Source organism: Stenotrophomonas sp. Sm10, assembly GCF_030985515.1.
In the GTDB taxonomy this organism is placed as follows: Bacteria; Pseudomonadota; Gammaproteobacteria; order Xanthomonadales; family Xanthomonadaceae; genus Stenotrophomonas; species Stenotrophomonas hibiscicola.
Genome location: NZ_JAPTFO010000026.1, coordinates 1 through 19976, shown reverse-complemented (window position 1 = coordinate 19976; position 19976 = coordinate 1). Strand labels below are relative to the sequence as shown.

Genomic DNA, 19976 nt, shown 5'->3' with positions numbered 1-19976 from the left:
CCAGGAGACACCATGACCCAGCGCAAGGGCATCATCCTCGCCGGTGGCTCCGGCACCCGGCTGTATCCGATCACCAAGGGCGTCAGCAAACAGCTGTTGCCGGTGTATGACAAGCCAATGATCTACTACCCGCTCAGCGTGCTGATGCTGGCGGGCATCCGTGAAGTGCTCATCATCAATACCCCGCACGAACAGGCGTTGTTCCAGCAGTTGCTGGGCGATGGCTCGCAGTGGGGCATGGACATCCAGTACGCCGTGCAGCCCAGCCCCGATGGGCTGGCCCAGGCGTATCTGATCGGCCGCGACTTCGTGGCCGGCAAGCCAAGCTGCCTGGTGCTGGGTGACAACATCTTCCACGGCCACGGCCTGCGCGAGGTGCTCAAGCGCGCCGATGAGCGCACCGACGGTGCCACCGTGTTCGGCTACTGGGTGAATGATCCGGAACGCTACGGCGTGGCTGAATTCGACAAGAGCGGCAAGGTCATCGACCTGGTCGAGAAGCCGGAGAATCCGCGTTCGAACTATGCGGTGACCGGCCTGTACTTCTATGACGGCAATGCCAGCGCGCATGCCGCCGACCTGAAGCCGTCGCCCCGTGGCGAACTGGAGATCACCGATCTCAACAAGCGCTACCTGGCCGAAGGCAACCTGCATCTGGAAGCACTGGGCCGCGGCTATGCCTGGCTCGATACCGGGACCCACCAGTCGCTGCTGGAAGCGTCCAACTTCATCGAGACCATCCAGACCCGGCAGGGCCTGCAGGTCTGCTGCCCGGAGGAAATCGCCTTCGGCCAGGGCTGGATCAACGCCGAACAGCTCGAAGCGCTGGCGGCGCCGCTGATCAAGAATGGCTACGGCCAGTACCTGCACAAGCTCGCATTGCGTGGAGTTGTTCCGTGAAAGTGATTGAAACCAAGTTGCCCGGTTGCGTGGTGATCGAGCCGGCGGTGTTTGGCGATGCCCGCGGCTATTTCTTCGAGACCTGGAATGCCGAGCGCTTTGCCGCGCTGGGCCTGCCGGATCGCTTCGTGCAGAGCAACGTGTCGACGTCAGCGCAGGGTGTGCTGCGTGGCCTGCATTACCAGTGGCCGCGCCCGCAGGGCAAGCTGGTCAGCGTGCTGGAAGGCGAGGTCTATGACGTGGCCGTCGACATCCGTCGCGGCTCGCCGACCTTCGGCCAGTGGGAAGCGGTGGTGCTGAGTGCGGAGAACAAGAAGCAGTTCTGGATTCCGGAAGGCTTCGCCCACGGCTTTGCAGTGCTGTCCGAGCGCGCGGTGTTCAGCTACCTGTGCACCGAGGTCTACCTGAAGGACTTCGACGCCGGCGTGCGCTGGAACGATGCCGACATCGCCGTGGACTGGCCGGTCAGTGCACCGACCCTGTCGGCCAAGGACGAGAATGCGCCGTTCCTGAAGGACATCGCTGAAGACCGCCTGCCGGTCTACACCGCCGCCCAGGGCGCGCCATGACCGTGCTGGTGTTCGGTGGCAACGGCCAGGTCGGCCAGGAGCTGCTGCGCGCGCTGGCGCCGCTGGGCAAGGTGGTCGCGACCACCCGCAGCGGCACTCTGCCGGATGGCAGCGCCTGCGAAACCGCCGATTTCGGCCAACCTGAAAGCCTGCCGGCCCTGCTGGACCGTCTTCAGCCGTCGGTGGTGGTGAATGCTGCGGCCTATACCGCCGTTGATCGTGCCGAGCAGGATGTGGAAGCTGCGTTTGCGGCCAACGCGCAGGCGCCTGGCATGATCGCGCGTTGGTGTGCGGCCCATGGCGTGCCGTTCGTGCATTACTCCACCGACTACGTGTTCGATGGCCAGGGCACCGCGCCGTACCGCGAGGACGAGCCGACCGCGCCGCTGGGTGTGTATGGCACCAGCAAGCGCGATGGTGAGGATGCGGTACGCGCAGCCGGCGGTCGCCACCTGATCTTCCGCACGGCCTGGGTGTATGCCTCGCATGGGGCAAATTTCCTGCGCACCATGTTGCGCGTCGGCGCCGAGCGCGACCAGCTGCGTGTGGTGGCCGACCAGGTCGGTACGCCGACGCCGGCCGCGCTGATCGCTGATGTTACTGCGCAGGCGCTGCGGCATCCGGGCCAACTGTCCGGTACCTGGCACCTGACCGCCAGCGGCCAGACCAGCTGGCATGGGTTCGCCGAAGCGATCTTCGCCGAAGCGCTGGTTACCGGCGTGTTGGTGAAGGTGCCGGCGGTCGAGGCGATTCCCAGTTCCGAGTATCCGACCCCGGCCAAGCGCCCGGCCTGGTCGGTGCTGGACAACCGCAAGCTGCAGCAGGATTTCAGCATCGTACTGCCGAGTTGGCAGGATGGCCTGAAGCGGGTGATGGCGGAGATTGCCTGACCCGGCAGGCGGCGTGCCGACCAACGGTCGGCACCCACCCCGACCAACGGTCGGTCGCCTCCAGCGGGCGCCGGGTCAGCTGCGCCCGTAGGTATCCTCGAAGCGCACGATGTCGTCCTCGCCAAGGTAGCTGCCGGACTGCACTTCGATCAGTTCCAGCGGCAGCTTGCCCGGGTTGCGCAGGCGATGGGTCACGCCCAGCGGGATGTACGTGCTCTGGTTTTCGCTGAGCAGGATCACTTCGTCGCCGCGGGTCACTTCTGCGGTGCCGCTGACCACGATCCAGTGCTCGGCGCGGTGATGATGCATCTGCAGGCTGAGTGTGCCGCCGGGCTTGACCGTGATGCGCTTGACCTGGAAGCGTGCACCATTGTCGATTGAATCGTACGCGCCCCACGGGCGGTAGACCTTGCGATGCCACGTGGCCTCGCTGCGGCCTTCGGACTTCAGCTGACCAACAACGGTCTTGACCTCCTGCATGCGGTCGGCCCTGCCGACCAGCACCGCGTCGTCGGTCTCGACGACAATCACGTCATCCAGGCCGACCAGTGCCACCAGGCGCTGTGCATAGGCATAGGTGTTGCGGCAGTCGATGGCGATCACATCGCCCTGGTGGGCGTTGCCATCGCCGTCCTGCTGCGAGACATCGCGCAGGGCTGTCCACGAGCCGACATCGTTCCAGCCGGCGTCCAACGGAATCACCACGGCGTCGGCGGTTTTTTCCATCACGGCATAGTCGATGGAATCAGAGGGAACGGCGGCGAAGGCGTCCTTGTCCAGGCGGGTGAAATCCGAATCGCGGCGGGCCTGCTGCCAGGCCTGGCGGCTGCCGGCCAGCATGCCGGGCTGGAAGCGCTCCAGTTCCTGCAGGTAGCGCGAGGCCTTGAACAGGAACATGCCGCTGTTCCAGTAATACTGGCCGCTGCTGACGTAACCGCTGGCGGTCTCGAGGTCGGGCTTTTCGACAAAGCGCTCGACCGCACGCAGACCCTGCCCATCGGCGGCCTTGATATAGCCGTAGCCGGTTTCCGGACCGGTCGGCACGATGCCGAAGGTCACCAGCTTGCCGGTTTCGGCGGCACTGGCGGCGGCCTGCACGGCGCTGCGGAAGGCGGCTTCGTCGGTGATCACATGGTCCGAGGGCAGCACCAGCAGCAGCGCATCGGCCCCGTCGCGGGTGGCTTCCAGGGCTGCGACCGCGATTGCCGGCGCCGTGTTGCGGCCAACCGGTTCCAGAATGATGGCCGCCGGCTCGGCGCCGACCTGCTGCAGCTGCTCGGCAGCGACAAAGCGGTGCTCCTCGTTGGCGATCACCAGCGGGCCATGCGCGGCGATCGGCGCCACCCGTTTCCAAGTGGCCTGCAGCATCGTCAGTTCGCCCGCCAACGGCAGGAACTGCTTCGGGTACGCCTCGCGCGACAGCGGCCACAGGCGGGTCCCGGAGCCACCGGACAGAATGACGGGCTGGATGATGCTCATGGTCGTCCTTGATTACTGCTGGATTAGGCGGGAAATTTCGTCGGTACGCGCCTGCATCAGCGCGGCGTCACCACGGGCTTCGACATTCAGGCGCAGCAGCGGTTCGGTGTTGGAGCTGCGCAGGTTGAAGCGCCAGCCGCCGAAGTCGGCACTGATGCCGTCGGTGTGATCCAGTACCGGTGATTGCGCCGCGAAGTGCTCCATCACGCGGGCCACGGCAGCCTTGGCATCGGCCACCTTGAAGTTGATCTCGCCACTGCACGGATAGGCCGCCATGCGGTCTTCGACCCACTCGGCCAGTGAGCGGCCGCTCTCGGAGATCAGCTGCGCGATCAGCAGCCACGGGATCATGCCGGAGTCGGCATAGGCGAACTCGCGGAAATAGTGGTGGGCGCTCATCTCGCCACCGTACACGGCGTCTTCGGCGCGCATCTTTTCCTTGATGAAGGCATGGCCGCTCTTGCACTGCACCGGCACACCGCCCGCCTGTTCGACCATATCCACGGTGTTCCAGACCAGGCGCGGGTCATGCACGACCTTGCCGCCGGGATTGCGTGCCAGGATCGCCTTGGCCAGCAGACCGACCAGGTAGTAGCCCTCGATGAAGCGGCCGGTGTGGTCGAAGAAGAAGCAGCGGTCGAAGTCACCGTCCCAGGCAATGCCGAAATCGGCACCGTGTTCACGCACCGCATCGGCGGTGGCGGCGCGGTTTTCCGGCAGCAGCGGGTTGGGAATGCCGTTGGGGAAGCTGCCGTCCGGTTCGTGGCAGATGCGGATGAACTCGAACGGCAGGTGCGGGGCCAGCAGGTCGACGATCGCGCCCGCGCCGCCGTTACCGGCATTCACCACCAGCTTCAGCGGCTTGAGCCTGCTGGCATCGACATAGCTGAGCAGGTGCTGGATGTAGGCGCTCTTGTCGTGCTGGGCAACCTGCCCGGCACGCGGCGGCTGGGCCTCGGACGTATCGGCGGAAACCGCGTCAGAGATTGCGAACAGGCCGGTATCGGAGCTGATCGGCCGGGCATTCTCCTTGACCAGCTTCATGCCGTTGTAATCCATCGGGTTGTGGCTGGCGGTGACCATCACGCCGCCGGCCGCGCCCAGATGGTCGGTCTGGAAATAGACTTCTTCGGTGCCGCACAGGCCGATGTCGATCACCTCGCGCCCGGTACCACGCAGGCCGGTGGCCAGTGCATCCTGCAGCGCCGGGCTGGTCAGGCGCACATCGTGGCCGAGGACCACTGGACCGGGAGCGAGCTGCGCGGCCAAGGCGACGCCGATGCGGCGGGCCAGGTCTTCGTTCAGTTCTTCCGGCACGCGGCCGCGGATATCGTAGGCCTTGAAGGCGGGCAGGGGCATCGATCAGTTCCTTTGTGAGCTCAGTCCCCAATTGTAGTCCCAGTCATGTATGGGAATCGTTTCCATCGGGGAACGCCACCTGACTGGCGTCCGGAGGTCAGCTTCGCGTCGACCGCTTGCCCGCTTTGCGCAAACGCTTGCCGGGCAGGCCCGGCAACGGCGCCAGCAGCGCCTGCACGTCTTCTTCGCTGAAGCGTGGCCCCGTAGCGCCGCCGCCTTCGAGAATGGCGTCGGCCAGCGTGGCCTTGCGCTCCTGCAGCTCGGCAATCCGTTCTTCGATGCTGCCTGCGGCGATCAGCCGGTAAACGAACACCGGCTGCTGCTGGCCGATGCGATGGGCGCGATCGCTGGCCTGGTTTTCGGCCGCCGGATTCCACCACGGGTCGAAGTGGATGACGGTATCGGCAGCGGTCAGGTTCAACCCGACGCCACCTGCCTTCAGGCTGATCAGGAATACCGGCACCTCGCCCTGCATGAAGCGCTGCACCGGCGTGGCCCGGTCCTGGGTGTCGCCGGTCAGGGTCACATAGGCCAGCCCGAGCTCCTCCAGCGCCTGCGCGATCAGTGCGAGCATGCCGGTGAACTGCGAGAACAGCAGGATGCGCCGGCCTTCCTCGACCATCGACGGCAGCATCTCGCGCAGCAGGTCCAGCTTGGCTGAGCCCGCATTGCGCGCCGGGGCATCACCAGGCAGCAGGCGCGGATCGCAGCAGACCTGGCGCAGCTTCAGCAACGCATCCAGTACCACGATGTGGCTGCGCGCCAGCCCGCTGCCGCTGATGGCTTCGCGCACCTGCCTTTCCATCGCTGCGCGCACGGTTTCATAGAGATCACGCTGGCCGCTCTCCATTTCCACCGCGCGGGTAATGACGGTCTTGGGCGGAAGCTCTGACGCCACCTGGTCCTTGCGCCGGCGCAGTATGAACGGACGCAGCCGTTGCGCCAGCAAGGTGGCGCGGCGGTGGTCGCTGCCACGTTCGATCGGATGGCGCCAATGCTGGTTGAACTGTTTCTCGCTGCCTAGCAGGCCGGGCAGCAGGAAGTCGAACTGCGTCCACAGTTCGCCCAGGTGGTTTTCCAGCGGCGTGCCGGTCAGGCACAGCCGGTGGCGCGCCTGCAGCGTGCGCAGGGTGATGGCCGCGCGTGACTTCGGATTCTTCACCTGCTGGGCTTCATCCAGAATCAGCAGATGGTAGGTATGTGCCTGCAGCGCCTGCTCGTCGCGCCACAGCAGAGGGTAGGTGGTCAGTACAAGGTCGTGCCCGGGAATCGCCTCGAACAGCGTTTCACGTGCCGGCCCGTGCAGGGTCAGCACGCGCAGGCCCGGGGTGAAGCGTGCCGCTTCGCTCTGCCAGTTGTGCAGCAGCGAAGTGGGCACCACCAGCAGCGTCGGACGGTCCAGGCGACCTGCTTCCTTCTCGACCAGCACATGCGCCAGCGTCTGCACGGTTTTGCCCAGGCCCATGTCATCGGCCAGCACGCCCCCCAGGCCCTGCTGGCGCAGGTACTGCAGCCACGACAGGCCTTCGCGCTGATAGGGACGCAGCGTTGCCACCAGCCCTGCCGGCGGCGGCACTTCGCCCAATGCGGGTGCCTGCATCAGCCGCTGCACCAGTGCCTGGGTGTCCTTGCGCCCGCGGAACTGCAGGCGCGCCGTGTCCTGCAGCGCCTGCAGGCGGCCACGGTCAAGCACAGACAGGCGCAGCGGCGCGCCACGCTGGGCGAACAGATCCGTCAACAGGGCCATGATCGGTTTCAGTCGTGCGGCCCGCAATGCCAGGCGCGTGTTGTCGCCCGCCATCAACAGAATGTTCTCATCATCGCCGATGGCGTCCAGCTGGCCACGCATCCAGCGGGGATCGGACTGCAGCACCTGCTGCAGCAGCGGAACCATCGACACGTTGCGGCCTTCCACCTGGATGTCCAGGCCCAGGTTGAACCAGCCCGCATCCGCCGGGTCCGCCTGGATGTCCAGGTCGATCTCATCCACCCGGGTGATGCGATGGCGGAAATCGTCGTCGGTCTCTACCTTCCAGCCCAAGGCTTCCAGGCGCGGTACGTCGTCCAGCAGGAACCGTGTCCAGTCATGGGTGCGCAGCTGGAACTGAGGTCCTGCGCCCTCCAATGGCGCCCGCGGCGCCGTGTCGCGATGCAGTCCCACCGTGCGCAGCTCGGCCTCGCGCCGTGATTCCTCGGCCAGGTCGCGGGGCAGCAGCGCAAGCTGCCCCTCCGGATCGTGGGCGAACAGGCTCGGATCATCCAGGAACCGCACGTGCTCGTCGTATTCGAAGGCCACGGTGGCGATATCGGCCCATTGCGAAGGGTCGCGTGGGCCGAGCCACGGCGGACGGAACTCGACCGTGTGCAGGCGCAGGACGGGGGTCATCGAACGGATCAGCAGCGTTGGCAGCGTGCTGCTGTCGTCGGGCATGGGGGGCGTATGGTCGATCTGCTGCAGCATCTGCGCCAGTACAGCCGCCACGTGCATGCAGTCGTGGCCGAGCGGGCAGGAACACCGGTTGCGCAGCAGGCTGCGCGGATGGCGAAGACTGGCGGCCAGGTCGATCTCCACCCGGTAGGAGTACTTGGCCGGGATCTTTACCTCAGCGACCAGAATGTCACCGAACAGACGCATGCTATGGACTTCCGACAGGCCATGGTCGCTCATTTCCAGCGTCCGGCCTTCCATCCAGCGGAGCAGGTCTTCTTCGGTGTAGGTATGGGCCATCAACGAGGGTGGGGCGGGCACGGGGCCGGCCATTGGCAGGGGAACCCGGCATTCTACGGAACCCTGTGCGATGCCCGTGCAATGCTGCGGCGCATCCAGGCCCTTCGCCGCCCTCCAGCTAGAATGCGGTCATCCTCAACGTGCAGGGTAGTACAGCAATGCAGCAATCGACTTCCACCGGCAAGCGCAGCAAGCGCTTCGCCAGTGCGGCGGAGGCCCTGCAAGGGGTGGTCGCCGATGGCCAGACGCTGGCCGTGGGCGGCTTCGGCCTGTGTGGCATTCCCGAGGCATTGATCGCCGCGCTGCGCGACAGTGGCGTCAAGGGCCTGACCGTGATCTCCAACAATGCCGGCGTTGATGGTTTCGGTCTGGGCCAGCTGCTGGAAACCCGGCAGATAAAGAAGATGATTTCGTCCTATGTGGGCGAGAACAAGGAGTTCGAGCGGCAGTTCCTGGCCGGCGAGCTCGAGCTGGAATTCAACCCGCAGGGCACCCTGGCCGAACGCCTGCGTGCCGGCGGCGCAGGCATTCCGGCGTTCTTCACCGCCACCGGCTATGGCACTGTGGTGGCCGAAGGCAAGGAAACCCGCGAGTTCGACGGCAAGCACTACGTGATGGAAACCGCGCTGCGCGCCGATGTGGCACTGGTCAAGGCCTGGAAGGCCGACGAGGCCGGCAACCTGGTGTTCCGCAAGACCGCGCGCAACTTCAACCCCGCCTGTGCGATGGCCGGCAAGGTCTGCATCGTGGAAGTGGAAGAGGTGGTGCCGGTGGGTGCCATCGATCCGGACCAGGTGCACCTGCCGGGCATCTACGTGCACCGCATCGTGCACAACCCGCATCCTGAGAAGCGTATCGAACAGCGCACCATCCGCGCGGAGGGCAACTGACATGGCGTGGACCCGCGATGAGATGGCGGCGCGTGCCGCCCGCGAACTGACCGATGGTGCCTACGTGAACCTGGGCATCGGCCTGCCGACCCTGGTCGCCAACCACATCCCCGAAGGCGTGGACGTGTGGCTGCAGTCGGAGAACGGCCTGCTGGGCATCGGGCCGTTCCCGACCGAAGCCGAGGTCGATGCCGACCTGATCAATGCCGGCAAGCAGACCGTCACCGCGCGTGCCGGTGCCAGCTACTTCGGCAGCCACGACAGCTTTGCGATGATCCGTGGCGGTCACGTCAATCTGGCCATCCTCGGCGCCATGCAGGTCACCGACAAGGGCGACCTGGCCAACTGGATGGTGCCCGGCAAGATGGTCAAGGGCATGGGCGGCGCGATGGACCTGGTGGCCGGCGTGCAGCGCGTGGTGGTGTTGATGGAGCACACCGCCAAGAACGGTGAGCACAAGATCCTGGCCGAATGCACGCTCCCGCTGACGGGTGTTGGCGTGGTCGACCGGATCATCACCGACCTGGCGGTGTTCGACGTGACTGACAAGGGCCTGCTGCTGGTGGAGGCCGCGCCGGGTGTCAGTGATGACGAGCTGAAGGAAAAGACCGGCGTCGCATTCCAGCGCGGCTGATCGATACGGGCAAGGGGGGCGCGTTGTGCCCCCTTCAACGTCAGCCGCGTCGGGCGTAGGCGTACTCGTCGCTGCTGGCATCGGCCTCGCCGAGGCAGGCTGCGGCCGTCGCGACGCGCAGTCCAGCGTGTTCGCAGCAGGCACCCAGTACACGTTCAATGGCGTGGGCCAGCGTTCCATCGATCTGGCCCTGCTCGATGTCGAATGCGCTGCGATACAGGTGCGCGTCCAACAATGGGCGCAGGGCCTGCAGCCGCCACCAGCCCATACTGCCGGCGCCGAATAGACTGGTGTCCACGGGCTTTTCCAGTCCAAGGCGCGCCTGCAGCCGTGCCAGTAGGGGGGCATTGCCACCGACGAATTCGGCAACGGGAAGCAGATGCCCTTCGGCGACCACCATGCCCAGGGCGGGGTCGGCCTGGAATGCGGCATGGATGCGTGCGGCACGTCCTCCCCGGACCAGCCGTTGCAGTAGTTCCTGCCGCCACTGATCGCCATCTGTGCGATGGGTCGAGCGCTTCGTGTGCAGTTTCAGCACGACGTCGTGGCCCGTCTGCAGCAACCGCTCGGCAACTTCCAGGAACGGAAGTATGTCGCGACCGTGGTTGTCGACGGCCACGACCTCACCCTCAAGCCCATGCGCCGCCAAGGCCTGCCGGACCTGATCCATCTGCTGCACCGGGGTGGTCACCACGATTGCCCACTCCAGTGCGGCCTCGCGCAGTGCGGTCAACACTTCCGGCAGCGTTTCCAGATACCAGGCGTGCAGATGCACTGCCGGTACCAGGCAGGAGGGCGGTGCTGGCACCAGAGCATCGCGCGTGGCCTGCAGCCAGGCATGCCCCAGCCGCGCATCCGGTTCCAGCACCGCACCTTCGGCCCATTCGTTCCATGCGTTTATGAACACCAGTCGCTGCGCCGGCGGTGCTGCGGAGAGGCGTTCATGGATCGTGGTGCGCAGCCAATCGCGGTAGCCACGCGGAGAGGCGTGCAGGTAGACGCGGCCACGACCGGAACGACGAGCCTCGTTGTCCCAGCCGGGGTTCACGCCGGGGTACAGCGGATAGTCCGGCAGCGGCCGCGCCGCGATGTCGGTGGCCAGTTCGCGCCAGTCGCGGACATCGCCATTGAAATCTGGATTGAGCAGCCACTGTTGCGCCGACAACGAGCGTGGGTTGCTCATGTTCGGCGGGAATTCGACAGCGGCATCGAAGCCGATGTCGCGCGGGTCGGGGCGTTCGAAGCCCTGCACATAGGCCAGGTGGATCTCGCCTACACCGTTGTCGCGGCACCAGCGGCGCCAGCGCTCGGCGGTGGCGCGTGCATCGGGCAGCAGGTTCGGGCGGTAGACCAGCAGCATGGGCCGGCCATCGACCTTCAGCGCACGGCGATCGCGCAGGTACGGCGCCACGTGGGTGATGAAGGCCAGGTCGTCGGCGGCGCTGTGCTGCTGGCCGATCAGGATGTCGTCGTCGCGGCCATCCCAGCGGCGTGCCCAGTTTTCATTGGCCCAGCACAGGCAGAACGGCAGTTCGATGCTGTCGTCGGCCAGCCATTGGCGCAGCGGGTCTTCCATCAGCGTGCGGCCGCTGAACCAGTAGTAATAGAAGCAGAACGCGCCGATGCCATGCTCGGCGGCAAGCCGCGCCTGGTCACGCATCACCTGCGGGTTGCGCAGGTCATAGAAACCCAGATCGGCCGGAAGCCGCGGTTGGATGTGGCCTTCGAACTGTGGCAGCGCGCGGGTGACGTTGCGCCATTCGGTGAACCCCTTGCCCCACCATGTGTCATTCTCGGGGAAGGTGTGGAACTGTGGCAGGTAGAACGCGACCAGTGTGGCGGGCATCGGATCCGGCAGCGCAGCCTTCTGGTGCGGGCGGTAGCCGATCGCGGCCTCGTCGGCGCGCCAGCGGAGTTGCGCACTGGCCCGTGTAGCACCCGCGTCCTGCTGTCCCTTTGGCGGCGAGGGTACCCAGTCGCCGTGCCGTGCCAACAGCCGTGTGCGCAACCGGTCGCGCTGCGCCTGCGGCAGCGGCAAGGCCCGGAACACGGCGCGCAGCAACGGGAACAGCAATTGGCGCAGGCTCATCGGATGGGGCCCCGACAAGTCAGGCAATCGGATGGTATCGGCATCTGGGAAACAGTCATGGGGCCATTTTCGACGCTGCTGGCCACGACGGCAAACGCCGGCGTGCTAGCGTGTGGCCATGCTGTTCCCCCACGACCTGCCCGACGCCGACGTCCAGCTCCTGCCGGGCTGGCTGGCTGCGGCCGATGCCGACCGGCTCGTGTCCACACTGCAGGCCGAAGTTCCGTGGGAGGTCCATCGCATCCGCATGTTCGGCAACTGGGTGGATTCGCCAAGGCTGAGCTGCTGGATTGGCGATCCGCAGGCGCGCTACCGCTATTCCGGGGCTGAATTCGTGCCGCACCCATGGCCACCGGCGTTGCAGGCCGTGCGTGAGCGCTTGCAGGCAGAAGGCTTCGGCCACTTCAACAGCGTACTGCTGAACCGCTATCGCGGCGGCGGCGACTACATGGGATGGCACAGCGATGACGAGCCGGAGTTGGGTCCGGCCCCGGTGATTGCGTCGCTGAGTCTGGGCGCATCGCGTCGATTCCTGCTGCGCCGGCGCGATGATCCGGCGCGCAAGGCCGAGTACCTGCTCGGCCATGGCGATCTGCTGGTAATGGCGGGGCAGACGCAGAGGTTCTACCAGCACGCGCTTCCGAAGATGGCGCGGGTGCAGGGTGAGCGGATCAACCTGACGTTCCGCTGGATTGCGCCGCGCTGATCGATCAGCGCGCGACGTTAGGCTGGTCGGCCTGCCCGCTCACCAGTGTCCACCCCACCACATCCTGCGCCAGCTGCTGCAGGCCACGTTCGAACGCCGCGGTCACCGCCGGTACGTCGGTGCTGCCGACCGGCTGCGCCTGGCGGAACGTACGGTCGGCCACCACGCGCTGGTCGGCGACGTGGATCAGTTTGGCGTTGACCTCGATCACCACGGTCGGCGTGGCCTGGCCCTGGTAATCCGATTCGAAGCGGCGCACGTCGGTGGACAGCTTGTAGTCGGCACGGATGCCGGCGGTGCTGCGCGCCACGCCGCGGATGCGCCCGGAATCCTCGAAGCCGCGCAGCAGGGTGTCCTCGATCATGTCGGTGGCCGGCTGTGCCCAGCTGGCGCCCTTGTAGATTTCCATCTGCGAAGGCGTCGGCCGCACATTGATGCGCGGGCTGTCGACCAGGCGTGCGGCGCTCGGCTTGGCCAGTACCAGCTGCCAGCTGGCCTGTGGCCACGCCGGGTCGGCCTTCACCTGCACCGAGGGCGAGTACAGCGTCACTGCGGTTTTCTCGCTGCTGCCAAGGATGGAGCAGCCGCCCAGCAGGGCGACCATCGAAGCGGCCAGCAGCAGGCGCGGAAGGGGGGGCGGGCTCATTTGGGTTCGAACTCCTTCGGTGCGTCGCGGCCCAGCAGGTAGCGCGCGGGGTTGTTCTCGAGGCGGTCGCTGACCCGGCGCAGGTCGCGGATCAGGCCGCGCAGCTCGGTCAGCGTCGGGCCGAGCTGGCCGAGGCCATCATTGGCGAAGCTGTTGATCGCGGCGCGGTTCTCGCCAAGGATCGAATCGGCGTTGCCGGCGGCCGAGTCGAGCTTGGCCAGGGTGGCATCGAGCTTGTCGATGATGCCCGGCAGCTGCTGCACCAGGTTCCTGTCCAGGCGCTCGATGGTGCCGTTGGTGGTCTTCAGCGTGGTGTCCAGGCTGCGGGCGGCATCGCGCGCGCTGAGCAGCAGCGCCTGGGTACCCTGGTCGCGGTCGGCCAGGCCACCGCTGATGGTCTCCAGGTTGGCCAGCGTGGCATTGATCGAGGCTACATTGCGGTCGCTGAGGATCTGGTCCATGCGCTCGACGATGCGGTTGGCAACATCGGTGATGTTCTGCAGCGCCGACGGCGTGGTCGGTATGATCGGTGCCGGGTCCTTGTTGACCGTGGTCAGCGCCGGCGACTGCGGCGTACCGCCGCTGAGCTGGATGATCGACGGGCCGGTGAGGCTGGTGATCGCCAGCTTGGCGCGGGTATCGGTCTTGACCGGCGTGGTCGAGTTCAGGCGGATGCGTGCGACCACCTGGCGCGGGTCGTCCGGCACCAGGTTCAGTTCGACGATCGACCCGACCGCGATGCCGTTGTACTGCACCGGGCTGCCCACCGACAGGCCGGTCACCGCCTCGCGGAACACCACGCGGTATTCCTGCCAGGTGCGGTCGGAAGAGTACTTGGCCGCCCACAGGCCGAACGCCAGCAGGGCCAGGCCGGTGATCAGGGTGAACGCGCCGATCAGCACGTAGTTGGCTTTGGTTTCCATGGCTCAGGCACTCTCGATCTGTTCGCCACGCGCGGCGCGCGCGCGGGGTCCGTGGAAGTATTCCTGGATCCACGGATGATCCAGTTTCTCGATTTCCGGGAGGGGGGCGTTGGCAACGACCCTGCGGTCGGCCAGCACGGCCACGCGGTCGCAGATGGCGTACAGGGTGTCCAGGTCGTGGGTGATCAGGAACACGGTCAGCCCCAGCGCTTCCTGCAGGGTCTTGATCAGTCGGTCGAACGCGGCCGCGCCGATCGGGTCGAGGCCGGCGGTGGGTTCGTCCAGGAACAGCAGCGGCGGGTCCAGCGCCAGCGCCCGGGCCAGGCCGGCGCGCTTGCGCATGCCGCCGGACAGCTGCGAGGGCAGCTTGTTGATCGCGTCGGCGGGCAGGCCGGCCAGCTTCACCTTCAGCAGTGCCAGCTCGTAATGCCAGCGCTCGGGCAGTTCGCGGTGGTGTTCCTTCAGCGGTACCTGCACGTTCTCGCCCACGGTCAGTGACGAAAACAGTGCGCCGTCCTGGAACAGCACGCCGGTGTTGCGTTCGATGTGCAGGCGGCTCTCGGCGTCGTCGGCACGCGCGTCGCGGCCCAGCACTTCGATCTGGCCTTCGTCGGGCGTGCGCAGGCCCAGGATGGAGCGCATCAGCACCGACTTGCCGGTGCCGGAGCCACCGACCACGCCCAGGATCTCGCCGCGACGCACGTCCAGGTCCAGGTCTTCGTGCACGGTCTGGCTGCCGAAACGGTTGACCAGGCCGCGCACGCGGATGGCCAGCTCGTGGCCGTCGTCGTCCTGCATGGGAATGTCTTCGGGCGTCGGATGCGTGCTCATGTCACCAGCCCATGTGCATGAACCACAACGCCGCGAAAGCGTCGATGATGATCACCAGCGAGATCGTCTGCACCACGCTGGAAGTAGTGCGTTCGCCTACCGACTGTGCCGTGCCTTCGACCTTCAGGCCTTCCAGGCAGCCGATCAGGCCGATCACCAGCGCGAATACCGGCGCCTTCGACAGGCCGACCAGCATGTGCCGCACCTCCATGGTCTCGTGCATGCGCGCGATGTACATCTGCGGCGGGATGTCGAGGTCGAACGCACCGACGGTGACGCCGCCGGCCAGGCCGGCGATCATCGCGATGAAGGTCAGCAGGGGCAGGGTGACCAGCAACGCCAGCAAGCGAGGCAGCACCAGCAGGTCGACCGGGTCCAGGCCCAGCGTGCGCATCGCATCGATTTCCTCGCGCGCCTTCATCGCGCCGATCTGTGCGGTGAAGGCGCTGGCGGTACGGCCGGCCAACACGATCGCGGTCAGCAGCACCGCGAACTCGCGCAGGAAGGCGATGTTGACCAGTTCGACCACGTAGATCTCGGCGCCGAAGTCGCGCAGGATGGTCGAGCCGAGGAAGGCGATCACCGCACCGACCAGGTAGGACAGCAGTGCCACCAGCGGCACCGCATCCAGCCCGACCTGCTCCATCTGGTGCACAGTGGCGGTAAGGCGGAAGCGGCGCGGTTCCTTGACCAGGCGGGCCGCCTTGACCAGGTTCTCGCCGAGGAAACTGCACAGCGCCTTGATGTTGTGGCCGGTGGCATGGACGCTGACACCCAGCCGCTCCAGTGCCGCCAGCACGCCGAAGTCGCGCTTGGGCTTGGGCCGGTCGTCGGCGACTTCCTCGATGGTGCACACCAGCGCCTGGTGATCCGCGCGGAACTTCAGTGCGTCTTCGCCGAGGTCGGCGCGATGGGCCACGCGCAGCACCTGCAGCACGCCGGCCGAATCCATCTTCTCGATGGCGGTGGCATCGATGCCGGTCAGCGTGTCAGGAACGCCACGCAGGACCTCGGCCGCGGCCAGCGCGGTCTTCAAGGTCCAGGTGCCGGACAGGCGGATCACGCCCGGATCATGGGCGTCCTGTTCGAGCTGGGGGGCGTGGTTCGGGGTCACTTGGGCCATTCCGGTCGCAGCATAACCGTTCTGTATTGGCCATCGCGTCGAACTCGGATGAATTTCTCCGGTCAGGCCCCGCCTAGGTAATACTACGGCGCATGTCCGCAGATGCTCACACGATCCCCACGCCCCAGGCCACCTACGCGCAGCGGGTGGCCTTCGTTTCCGAGATCGCCGGACGCCTGCACAGCTATGGCACCACGGCCCAGCGCCTGGAAACGGCGGTGGTGGCACTGGCTCGCCAGCTCGACCTGGATTGTGAACCGTGGTCGAACCCCACCGGCATCATCCTCAGCTTCAGCGATCCGGCGCAGGCGATCGGCTCCAGTGATATCACCCGGGTGATCCGCCTGGCGCCCGGCGAGAACGACCTGCACAAGCTCAGCGTCGCCGACCATATTGCCGAAGAAGTGGCCAACGGCCGGATGAGCATCGCGCAGGGCCACACCGCGCTGCGCCAGCTGGACAAGGATCCGGGCCGGCGCGGCAAGCTGCGCACGATCCTCTCGTTCACCCTTGGCGCGGCCGGCGTGGCCGGCATGTGGAAGCTGCCGTGGCTGGACATTGCGACCGCCGGTGTCATCGGCCTGATGATCGGCCTGCTCGGCATGGTCACCGACCGTCGCCCGGCCACCCGCGAAGCCGCCGAGGCACTGGCCGCGCTGTTGGCTGGCCTGGTCGCCACGCTGGTTGCGTCCTTTATTGGTGCGCTCAACCTCAACACGGTGATCATCGCCTCGCTGGTGGTGCTGCTGCCCGGCATGTCGCTGACCAATGCGGTCAACGAACTGGCCAGCCAGCACTGGGTATCGGGCACCGCGCGCTTTGCCGGCGCGCTGACCACCATCATGAAGCTCAGCGTCGGCGCGATGATCGCGGTGACCCTGGCCGACGTGCTCGGCCTCGACCCGGTGATCCGCGCGGCTCGGCCGCAGGGGCCGTGGGTGGAGTGGGGCTCGCTGCTGACCGCGGCATTCGCGTTCGCGATGCTGTTCAAGGCCAATCGTCGCGACTATCCGTGGGTGATTGCCGCCTCGGTGGCCGGTTATGCGATCTCCAAGTTTGGCGGCCACGCCTGGGGCGCGCCGGCCGGCATCTTCCTGTCGGCGATGCTGCTGACGGCCGGTGGCAATCTGTTCGGTCGTCTGGTCGGGCGTCCGGGCGCGATCATCCGCCTGCCCGGCATCATCATGATGGTGCCCGGCAGCACCAGCCTGCGCGGCGTGCTGACCCTGGTCCAGCAGCAGGACGTGGGCGCCGGCCAGAGCGTGTTCCTTACCGTGCTCAACGTGGTGATGGCACTGGTGGCCGGCCTGCTGTTCGGCAATCTGCTGATGCCCGCCCGCAAGACTCTGTAGAGCCGAGCCCATGCTCGGCTTCGGATATGGATAGCCGAGCGTGGGCTCGGCTCTACAAACAAAAAACGCCGGCTTTCGCCGGCGTTTTTCATTGCATCCCGATCCGGCCTCAGGCCTTCTTGATCAGGAAATCTTCCGGCTTCTTGTTGCCCTTGGCAGTCAGCTCAGCCATCCAGCGCGGCTGCTTGCCACGGCCGGTCCAGGTTTCCTTGGGGTTGGCCGGGTTGCGGTACTTCGGGGCAACCTTGCCCAGCTTGCGGCCGGCGGTCTTCGACGGGGCCTTGGCGGCCGGAGCGGCCTTGCGGGCACGCGTGGCCGGGGCGCTGCCGAACAGTTCTTCGATGGTGTAACCCTCGGTCTTGGCCAGCTTGGTCAGCTGGGCCCGGACCTTGGTGATCGGCCGGCGCTTGGCGACGATGGTCTGCTGCTTCTTGGCGGTACGGATCAGGGCGCCCAGCTCGCGTGCTGACAGGCCGGTCAGGTCAATGCTCATTTACGGTTACTCCGGAAACTAATGTGTGGACGGGACAAGCCAGTCCATGGCGTCGGCGGACAGAATAGAGATGAATTAATCACAGCACAAATGCAGGCGGGTCATGGCGTGGCGGCATGCAGGCGCCGTCGCGGTGATTTTGACCGGATTATGTCCGCTGCAATATCGGGGAAGACCGCGGCAGAAAAAAAAGACCGGGGCAGGGCCCGGTCTTTTTCCTGATCAGCCCTGCAGACGCTGCAGCAGGGAGGCCTTGTCCAGGCTTTCCGCTTCGCTGGCGCGGCGCGAGCGGTATTCGTAGGTACCGGCGGCCAGGCCGCGTTCGCTGACCACCACGCGGTGCGGGATGCCGATCAGTTCCATGTCGGCGAACATCGCGCCCGGGCGCAGGCCGCGATCGTCAAGCGCCGCGTCCAGGCCGGCATCGCGCAGTTCCTGCAACAGGTTGGCCGCAGCGTCGGCCACGGCAGCATCGCCCTTCGGGTTGATCACGCACACCACCACCTGCCACGGCGCCATCGCGTCCGGCCAGATGATGCCGGCATCGTCATGGTTCTGTTCGATCGCGGCAGCTACCACGCGCGAGATACCGATGCCATAGCAGCCCATCGCCATCACCGCCGCCTTGCCGTTTTCATCCAGCACGGTGGCATCCAGCGCTTCGGCGTACTTGCGACCGAGCTGGAACACGTGGCCGACTTCGATGCCACGGGCAATCTTCAGTTCGCCACCGTCCAGTGCGCGGTCACCGGCACGCACGTTGCGGATGTCCGCCACTTCCGGTTCCGGCAGGTCGCGGCCCCAGTTGACGCCGGCCAGGTGGAAGCCGGTTTCGTTGGCGCCGACGACGAAGTCCGACATCGCCGCCACTTCGCGATCGGCGACCACGCGAATGGGCTTGCCCGGGGCGACCGGGCCAAGGAAGCCCGGCACGCTGCCCAGATGCTCGGCGATCTCCGCCTCGCTGGCGAAGCGCTGTTCGTCCAGGCCGGCAACCTTGGCCAGCTTGATCTCGTTGACTTCATGGTCACCGCGCACCAGTACCAGCACGAACTGCTGTGCCTTTCCTTCACCCGCGATCAGCGCCACCGACTTCACCGTGCGCTGCAGGTCGATGCCGAGCAGGGCCGCGACCTCCTCGCAGGTCTTCTGGGTGGGGGTGTCGACCTTGCGCATGGCTTCGCTGGCGGCCGCACGCGGCGCCGGATCGGCGGCAATCGCCGCTTCCATGTTGGCCGCGTAGTCCGAGCCGGTGGAGAACACCAGCGCGTCTTCACCGGAATCGGCGATCACGTGGAATTCCTGCGACGCATCGCCGCCGATTGCGCCGGAGTCGGCCTGCACCATGCGGAAGTCCAGGCCGAGGCGGGTGAAGATGCGGCTGTAGGCCGACTTCATGTTCTCGTATTCGCGCACCAGGCACTCGTCGTGCAGGTGGAACGAATAGGCGTCCTTCATCAGGAACTCGCGCGAACGCATCACGCCGAAACGCGGGCGGATCTCGTCGCGGAACTTGGTCTGTACCTGGTAGAAGTTCACCGGCAGTTGCTTGTAGCTGGACAGCTCGCTGCGCGCGAAGTCGCAGGCGGCTTCCTCGGCGGTCGGGCTGTAGCAGAACACCTGGTCCTTGCGGTCCTTGATCTTCAGCAGCTGCGGGCCGAACTTCTGCCAGCGCCCGGTCTGCTCCCACAGTTCCTTCGGCTGGATGGTCGGGATCTGGAATTCCACGGCACCGGCGCGGTCCATTTCCTCGCGCACGATGCGCTCGACCTTGCGCAGCACGCGCAGGCCCAGCGGCGACCAGGTGTACAGGCCCGATGCCAGCTTGCGGATCATGCCCGCGCGCAGCATCAGCCGGTGGCTGGTGAGCTCGGCGTCGCTGGGGGTTTCCTTGGTGGTGTGCAGGTGGAACTGGGAGAGGCGCATCGTCGGCTTCGGATAACGGCAGAGACGCCTATTCTGCCAGCCCGGCCGGGGGGAGGGGTATCGGCAGGGCTGCGCCTTGCACCCGCAGTAGTGCCGGCCGCTGGCCGGCAACCTCAGAAGCAACAGCCGAAGCAACAGCGGGCTTCCCGTGGGATGGCGGGGTGGGTCAGGTTGCGGGAGACGCCGTAAACCCCGCTCCGCGGTCCGGCCCTGCCGCTGGCGGCTGTGCGTTCGGGCGCTTGCGAAGCAGTGCTTCGCGAGCAAAGCGCCCTCACCCCGAAGTGACCCCCGGGAGTTGGACGCCAGATCCAACCCCGAGGGATACATGAACAGATATGACGCTCGTTTCAAACTGCAGGTTGCCAAAGAGGCCTGCAAGACCTCCACATCAGTCAAAGCCGTTGCTCGTCGCCACAGCCTGGAGGCCTCCACGGTCAG

18 protein-coding genes are annotated in these 19976 nt (G+C 66.4%); 8 read left to right on the top strand and 10 right to left on the bottom strand.

Features of this window, described 5'->3' with window-relative positions; genetic code table 11:
• The first annotated feature begins 12 nt into the window (after positions 1 to 12).
• From rfbA to rfbD, 3 genes are read left to right on the top strand one after another with little or no spacing between them, the layout of a single operon-like run.
• Positions 13 to 900: a glucose-1-phosphate thymidylyltransferase RfbA gene (rfbA, locus tag O0J15_RS09550; protein ID WP_021202693.1), complete on the top strand. Its 888-nt coding sequence runs from the start codon at positions 13 to 15 to the stop codon at positions 898 to 900.
• On the top strand, positions 897 to 1469 hold the full coding sequence (gene rfbC, locus O0J15_RS09545) for a dTDP-4-dehydrorhamnose 3,5-epimerase (protein ID WP_057496705.1): 573 nt from the start codon (positions 897 to 899) through the stop codon (positions 1467 to 1469). Before rfbA ends, rfbC begins: the two co-directional genes overlap by 4 nt.
• Entirely contained in the window at positions 1466 to 2359 is an 894-nt protein-coding gene (gene rfbD, locus O0J15_RS09540) for a dTDP-4-dehydrorhamnose reductase (RefSeq protein WP_308305549.1), read from the top strand. Before rfbC ends, rfbD begins: the two co-directional genes overlap by 4 nt.
• 75 nt (positions 2360 to 2434) lie before the next feature.
• Here the strand turns inward: rfbD and O0J15_RS09535 are convergent, their stop codons facing one another.
• From O0J15_RS09535 to O0J15_RS09525, 3 genes are all read right to left on the bottom strand, one after another.
• Complete coding sequence (locus O0J15_RS09535; RefSeq protein ID WP_111103793.1) at positions 2435 to 3838, bottom strand: mannose-1-phosphate guanylyltransferase/mannose-6-phosphate isomerase; 1404 nt, start codon at positions 3836 to 3838, stop codon at positions 2435 to 2437.
• 12 nt (positions 3839 to 3850) lie between these two features.
• A complete protein-coding gene (locus tag O0J15_RS09530; protein WP_019660974.1) occupies positions 3851 to 5197 on the bottom strand; it encodes a phosphomannomutase/phosphoglucomutase in 1347 nt (448 codons plus the stop codon).
• Positions 5198 to 5294: 97 nt separating this feature from the next.
• A complete protein-coding gene (locus tag O0J15_RS09525; RefSeq protein WP_308305561.1) occupies positions 5295 to 7925 on the bottom strand; it encodes a DEAD/DEAH box helicase in 2631 nt (876 codons plus the stop codon).
• 158 nt (positions 7926 to 8083) lie between these two features.
• Here O0J15_RS09525 and O0J15_RS09520 point away from each other — a divergent pair, with 158 nt between their 5' ends.
• Positions 8084 to 8815 carry a CoA transferase subunit A gene (locus O0J15_RS09520; protein ID WP_021202697.1) on the top strand — a complete coding sequence of 244 codons (732 nt, stop codon included), beginning with the start codon at positions 8084 to 8086 and terminating at the stop codon, positions 8813 to 8815.
• A gap of 1 nt (position 8816) precedes the next feature.
• Complete coding sequence (locus O0J15_RS09515) at positions 8817 to 9449, top strand: CoA transferase subunit B (protein ID WP_111103787.1); 633 nt, start codon at positions 8817 to 8819, stop codon at positions 9447 to 9449.
• 40 nt (positions 9450 to 9489) lie between these two features.
• Here the strand turns inward: O0J15_RS09515 and O0J15_RS09510 are convergent, their stop codons facing one another.
• A complete protein-coding gene (locus O0J15_RS09510) occupies positions 9490 to 11538 on the bottom strand; it encodes a glycoside hydrolase family 99-like domain-containing protein (protein ID WP_134731779.1) in 2049 nt (682 codons plus the stop codon).
• A 118-nt stretch (positions 11539 to 11656) separates the two neighbouring features.
• Here O0J15_RS09510 and O0J15_RS09505 point away from each other — a divergent pair, with 118 nt between their 5' ends.
• Entirely contained in the window at positions 11657 to 12244 is a 588-nt protein-coding gene (locus tag O0J15_RS09505; RefSeq protein ID WP_308305560.1) for an alpha-ketoglutarate-dependent dioxygenase AlkB, read from the top strand.
• 4 nt (positions 12245 to 12248) lie between these two features.
• Here the strand turns inward: O0J15_RS09505 and O0J15_RS09500 are convergent, their stop codons facing one another.
• From O0J15_RS09500 to O0J15_RS09485, 4 genes are read right to left on the bottom strand one after another with little or no spacing between them, the layout of a single operon-like run.
• Positions 12249 to 12890 (bottom strand): ABC-type transport auxiliary lipoprotein family protein, encoded by a 642-nt coding sequence (locus O0J15_RS09500; protein WP_021202701.1) that lies wholly within the window; start codon positions 12888 to 12890, stop codon positions 12249 to 12251.
• Positions 12887 to 13813: an MlaD family protein gene (locus O0J15_RS09495; RefSeq protein WP_019660980.1), complete on the bottom strand. Its 927-nt coding sequence runs from the start codon at positions 13811 to 13813 to the stop codon at positions 12887 to 12889. The genes O0J15_RS09500 and O0J15_RS09495 overlap by 4 nt, the downstream gene beginning before the upstream one ends.
• Positions 13814 to 13816: 3 nt before the next feature.
• Positions 13817 to 14644: an ABC transporter ATP-binding protein gene (locus O0J15_RS09490; protein ID WP_021202702.1), complete on the bottom strand. Its 828-nt coding sequence runs from the start codon at positions 14642 to 14644 to the stop codon at positions 13817 to 13819.
• A gap of 1 nt (position 14645) precedes the next feature.
• The gene (locus tag O0J15_RS09485; RefSeq protein WP_019660982.1) at positions 14646 to 15767 is read right to left on the bottom strand and encodes an ABC transporter permease; all 1122 of its coding nucleotides are present in this window, start codon (positions 15765 to 15767) and stop codon (positions 14646 to 14648) included.
• A 92-nt stretch (positions 15768 to 15859) separates the two neighbouring features.
• Here O0J15_RS09485 and O0J15_RS09480 point away from each other — a divergent pair, with 92 nt between their 5' ends.
• Positions 15860 to 17119 (top strand): threonine/serine exporter ThrE family protein, encoded by a 1260-nt coding sequence (locus O0J15_RS09480; RefSeq protein WP_019660983.1) that lies wholly within the window; start codon positions 15860 to 15862, stop codon positions 17117 to 17119.
• Positions 17120 to 17228: 109 nt separating this feature from the next.
• Here O0J15_RS09480 and O0J15_RS09475 read toward each other — a convergent pair whose 3' ends face one another.
• Positions 17229 to 17612, bottom strand: coding sequence for an H-NS family nucleoid-associated regulatory protein (locus O0J15_RS09475; protein ID WP_010480700.1), 384 nt, complete (start codon positions 17610 to 17612; stop codon positions 17229 to 17231).
• A 222-nt stretch (positions 17613 to 17834) separates the two neighbouring features.
• Entirely contained in the window at positions 17835 to 19538 is a 1704-nt protein-coding gene (locus tag O0J15_RS09470; protein WP_134731784.1) for a proline--tRNA ligase, read from the bottom strand.
• 325 nt (positions 19539 to 19863) lie between these two features.
• Between O0J15_RS09470 and O0J15_RS09465 the strand changes: the two genes are divergently transcribed.
• On the top strand, positions 19864 to 19976 hold a 113-nt coding region (locus O0J15_RS09465; RefSeq protein ID WP_146268437.1), incomplete at its 3' end, for a transposase.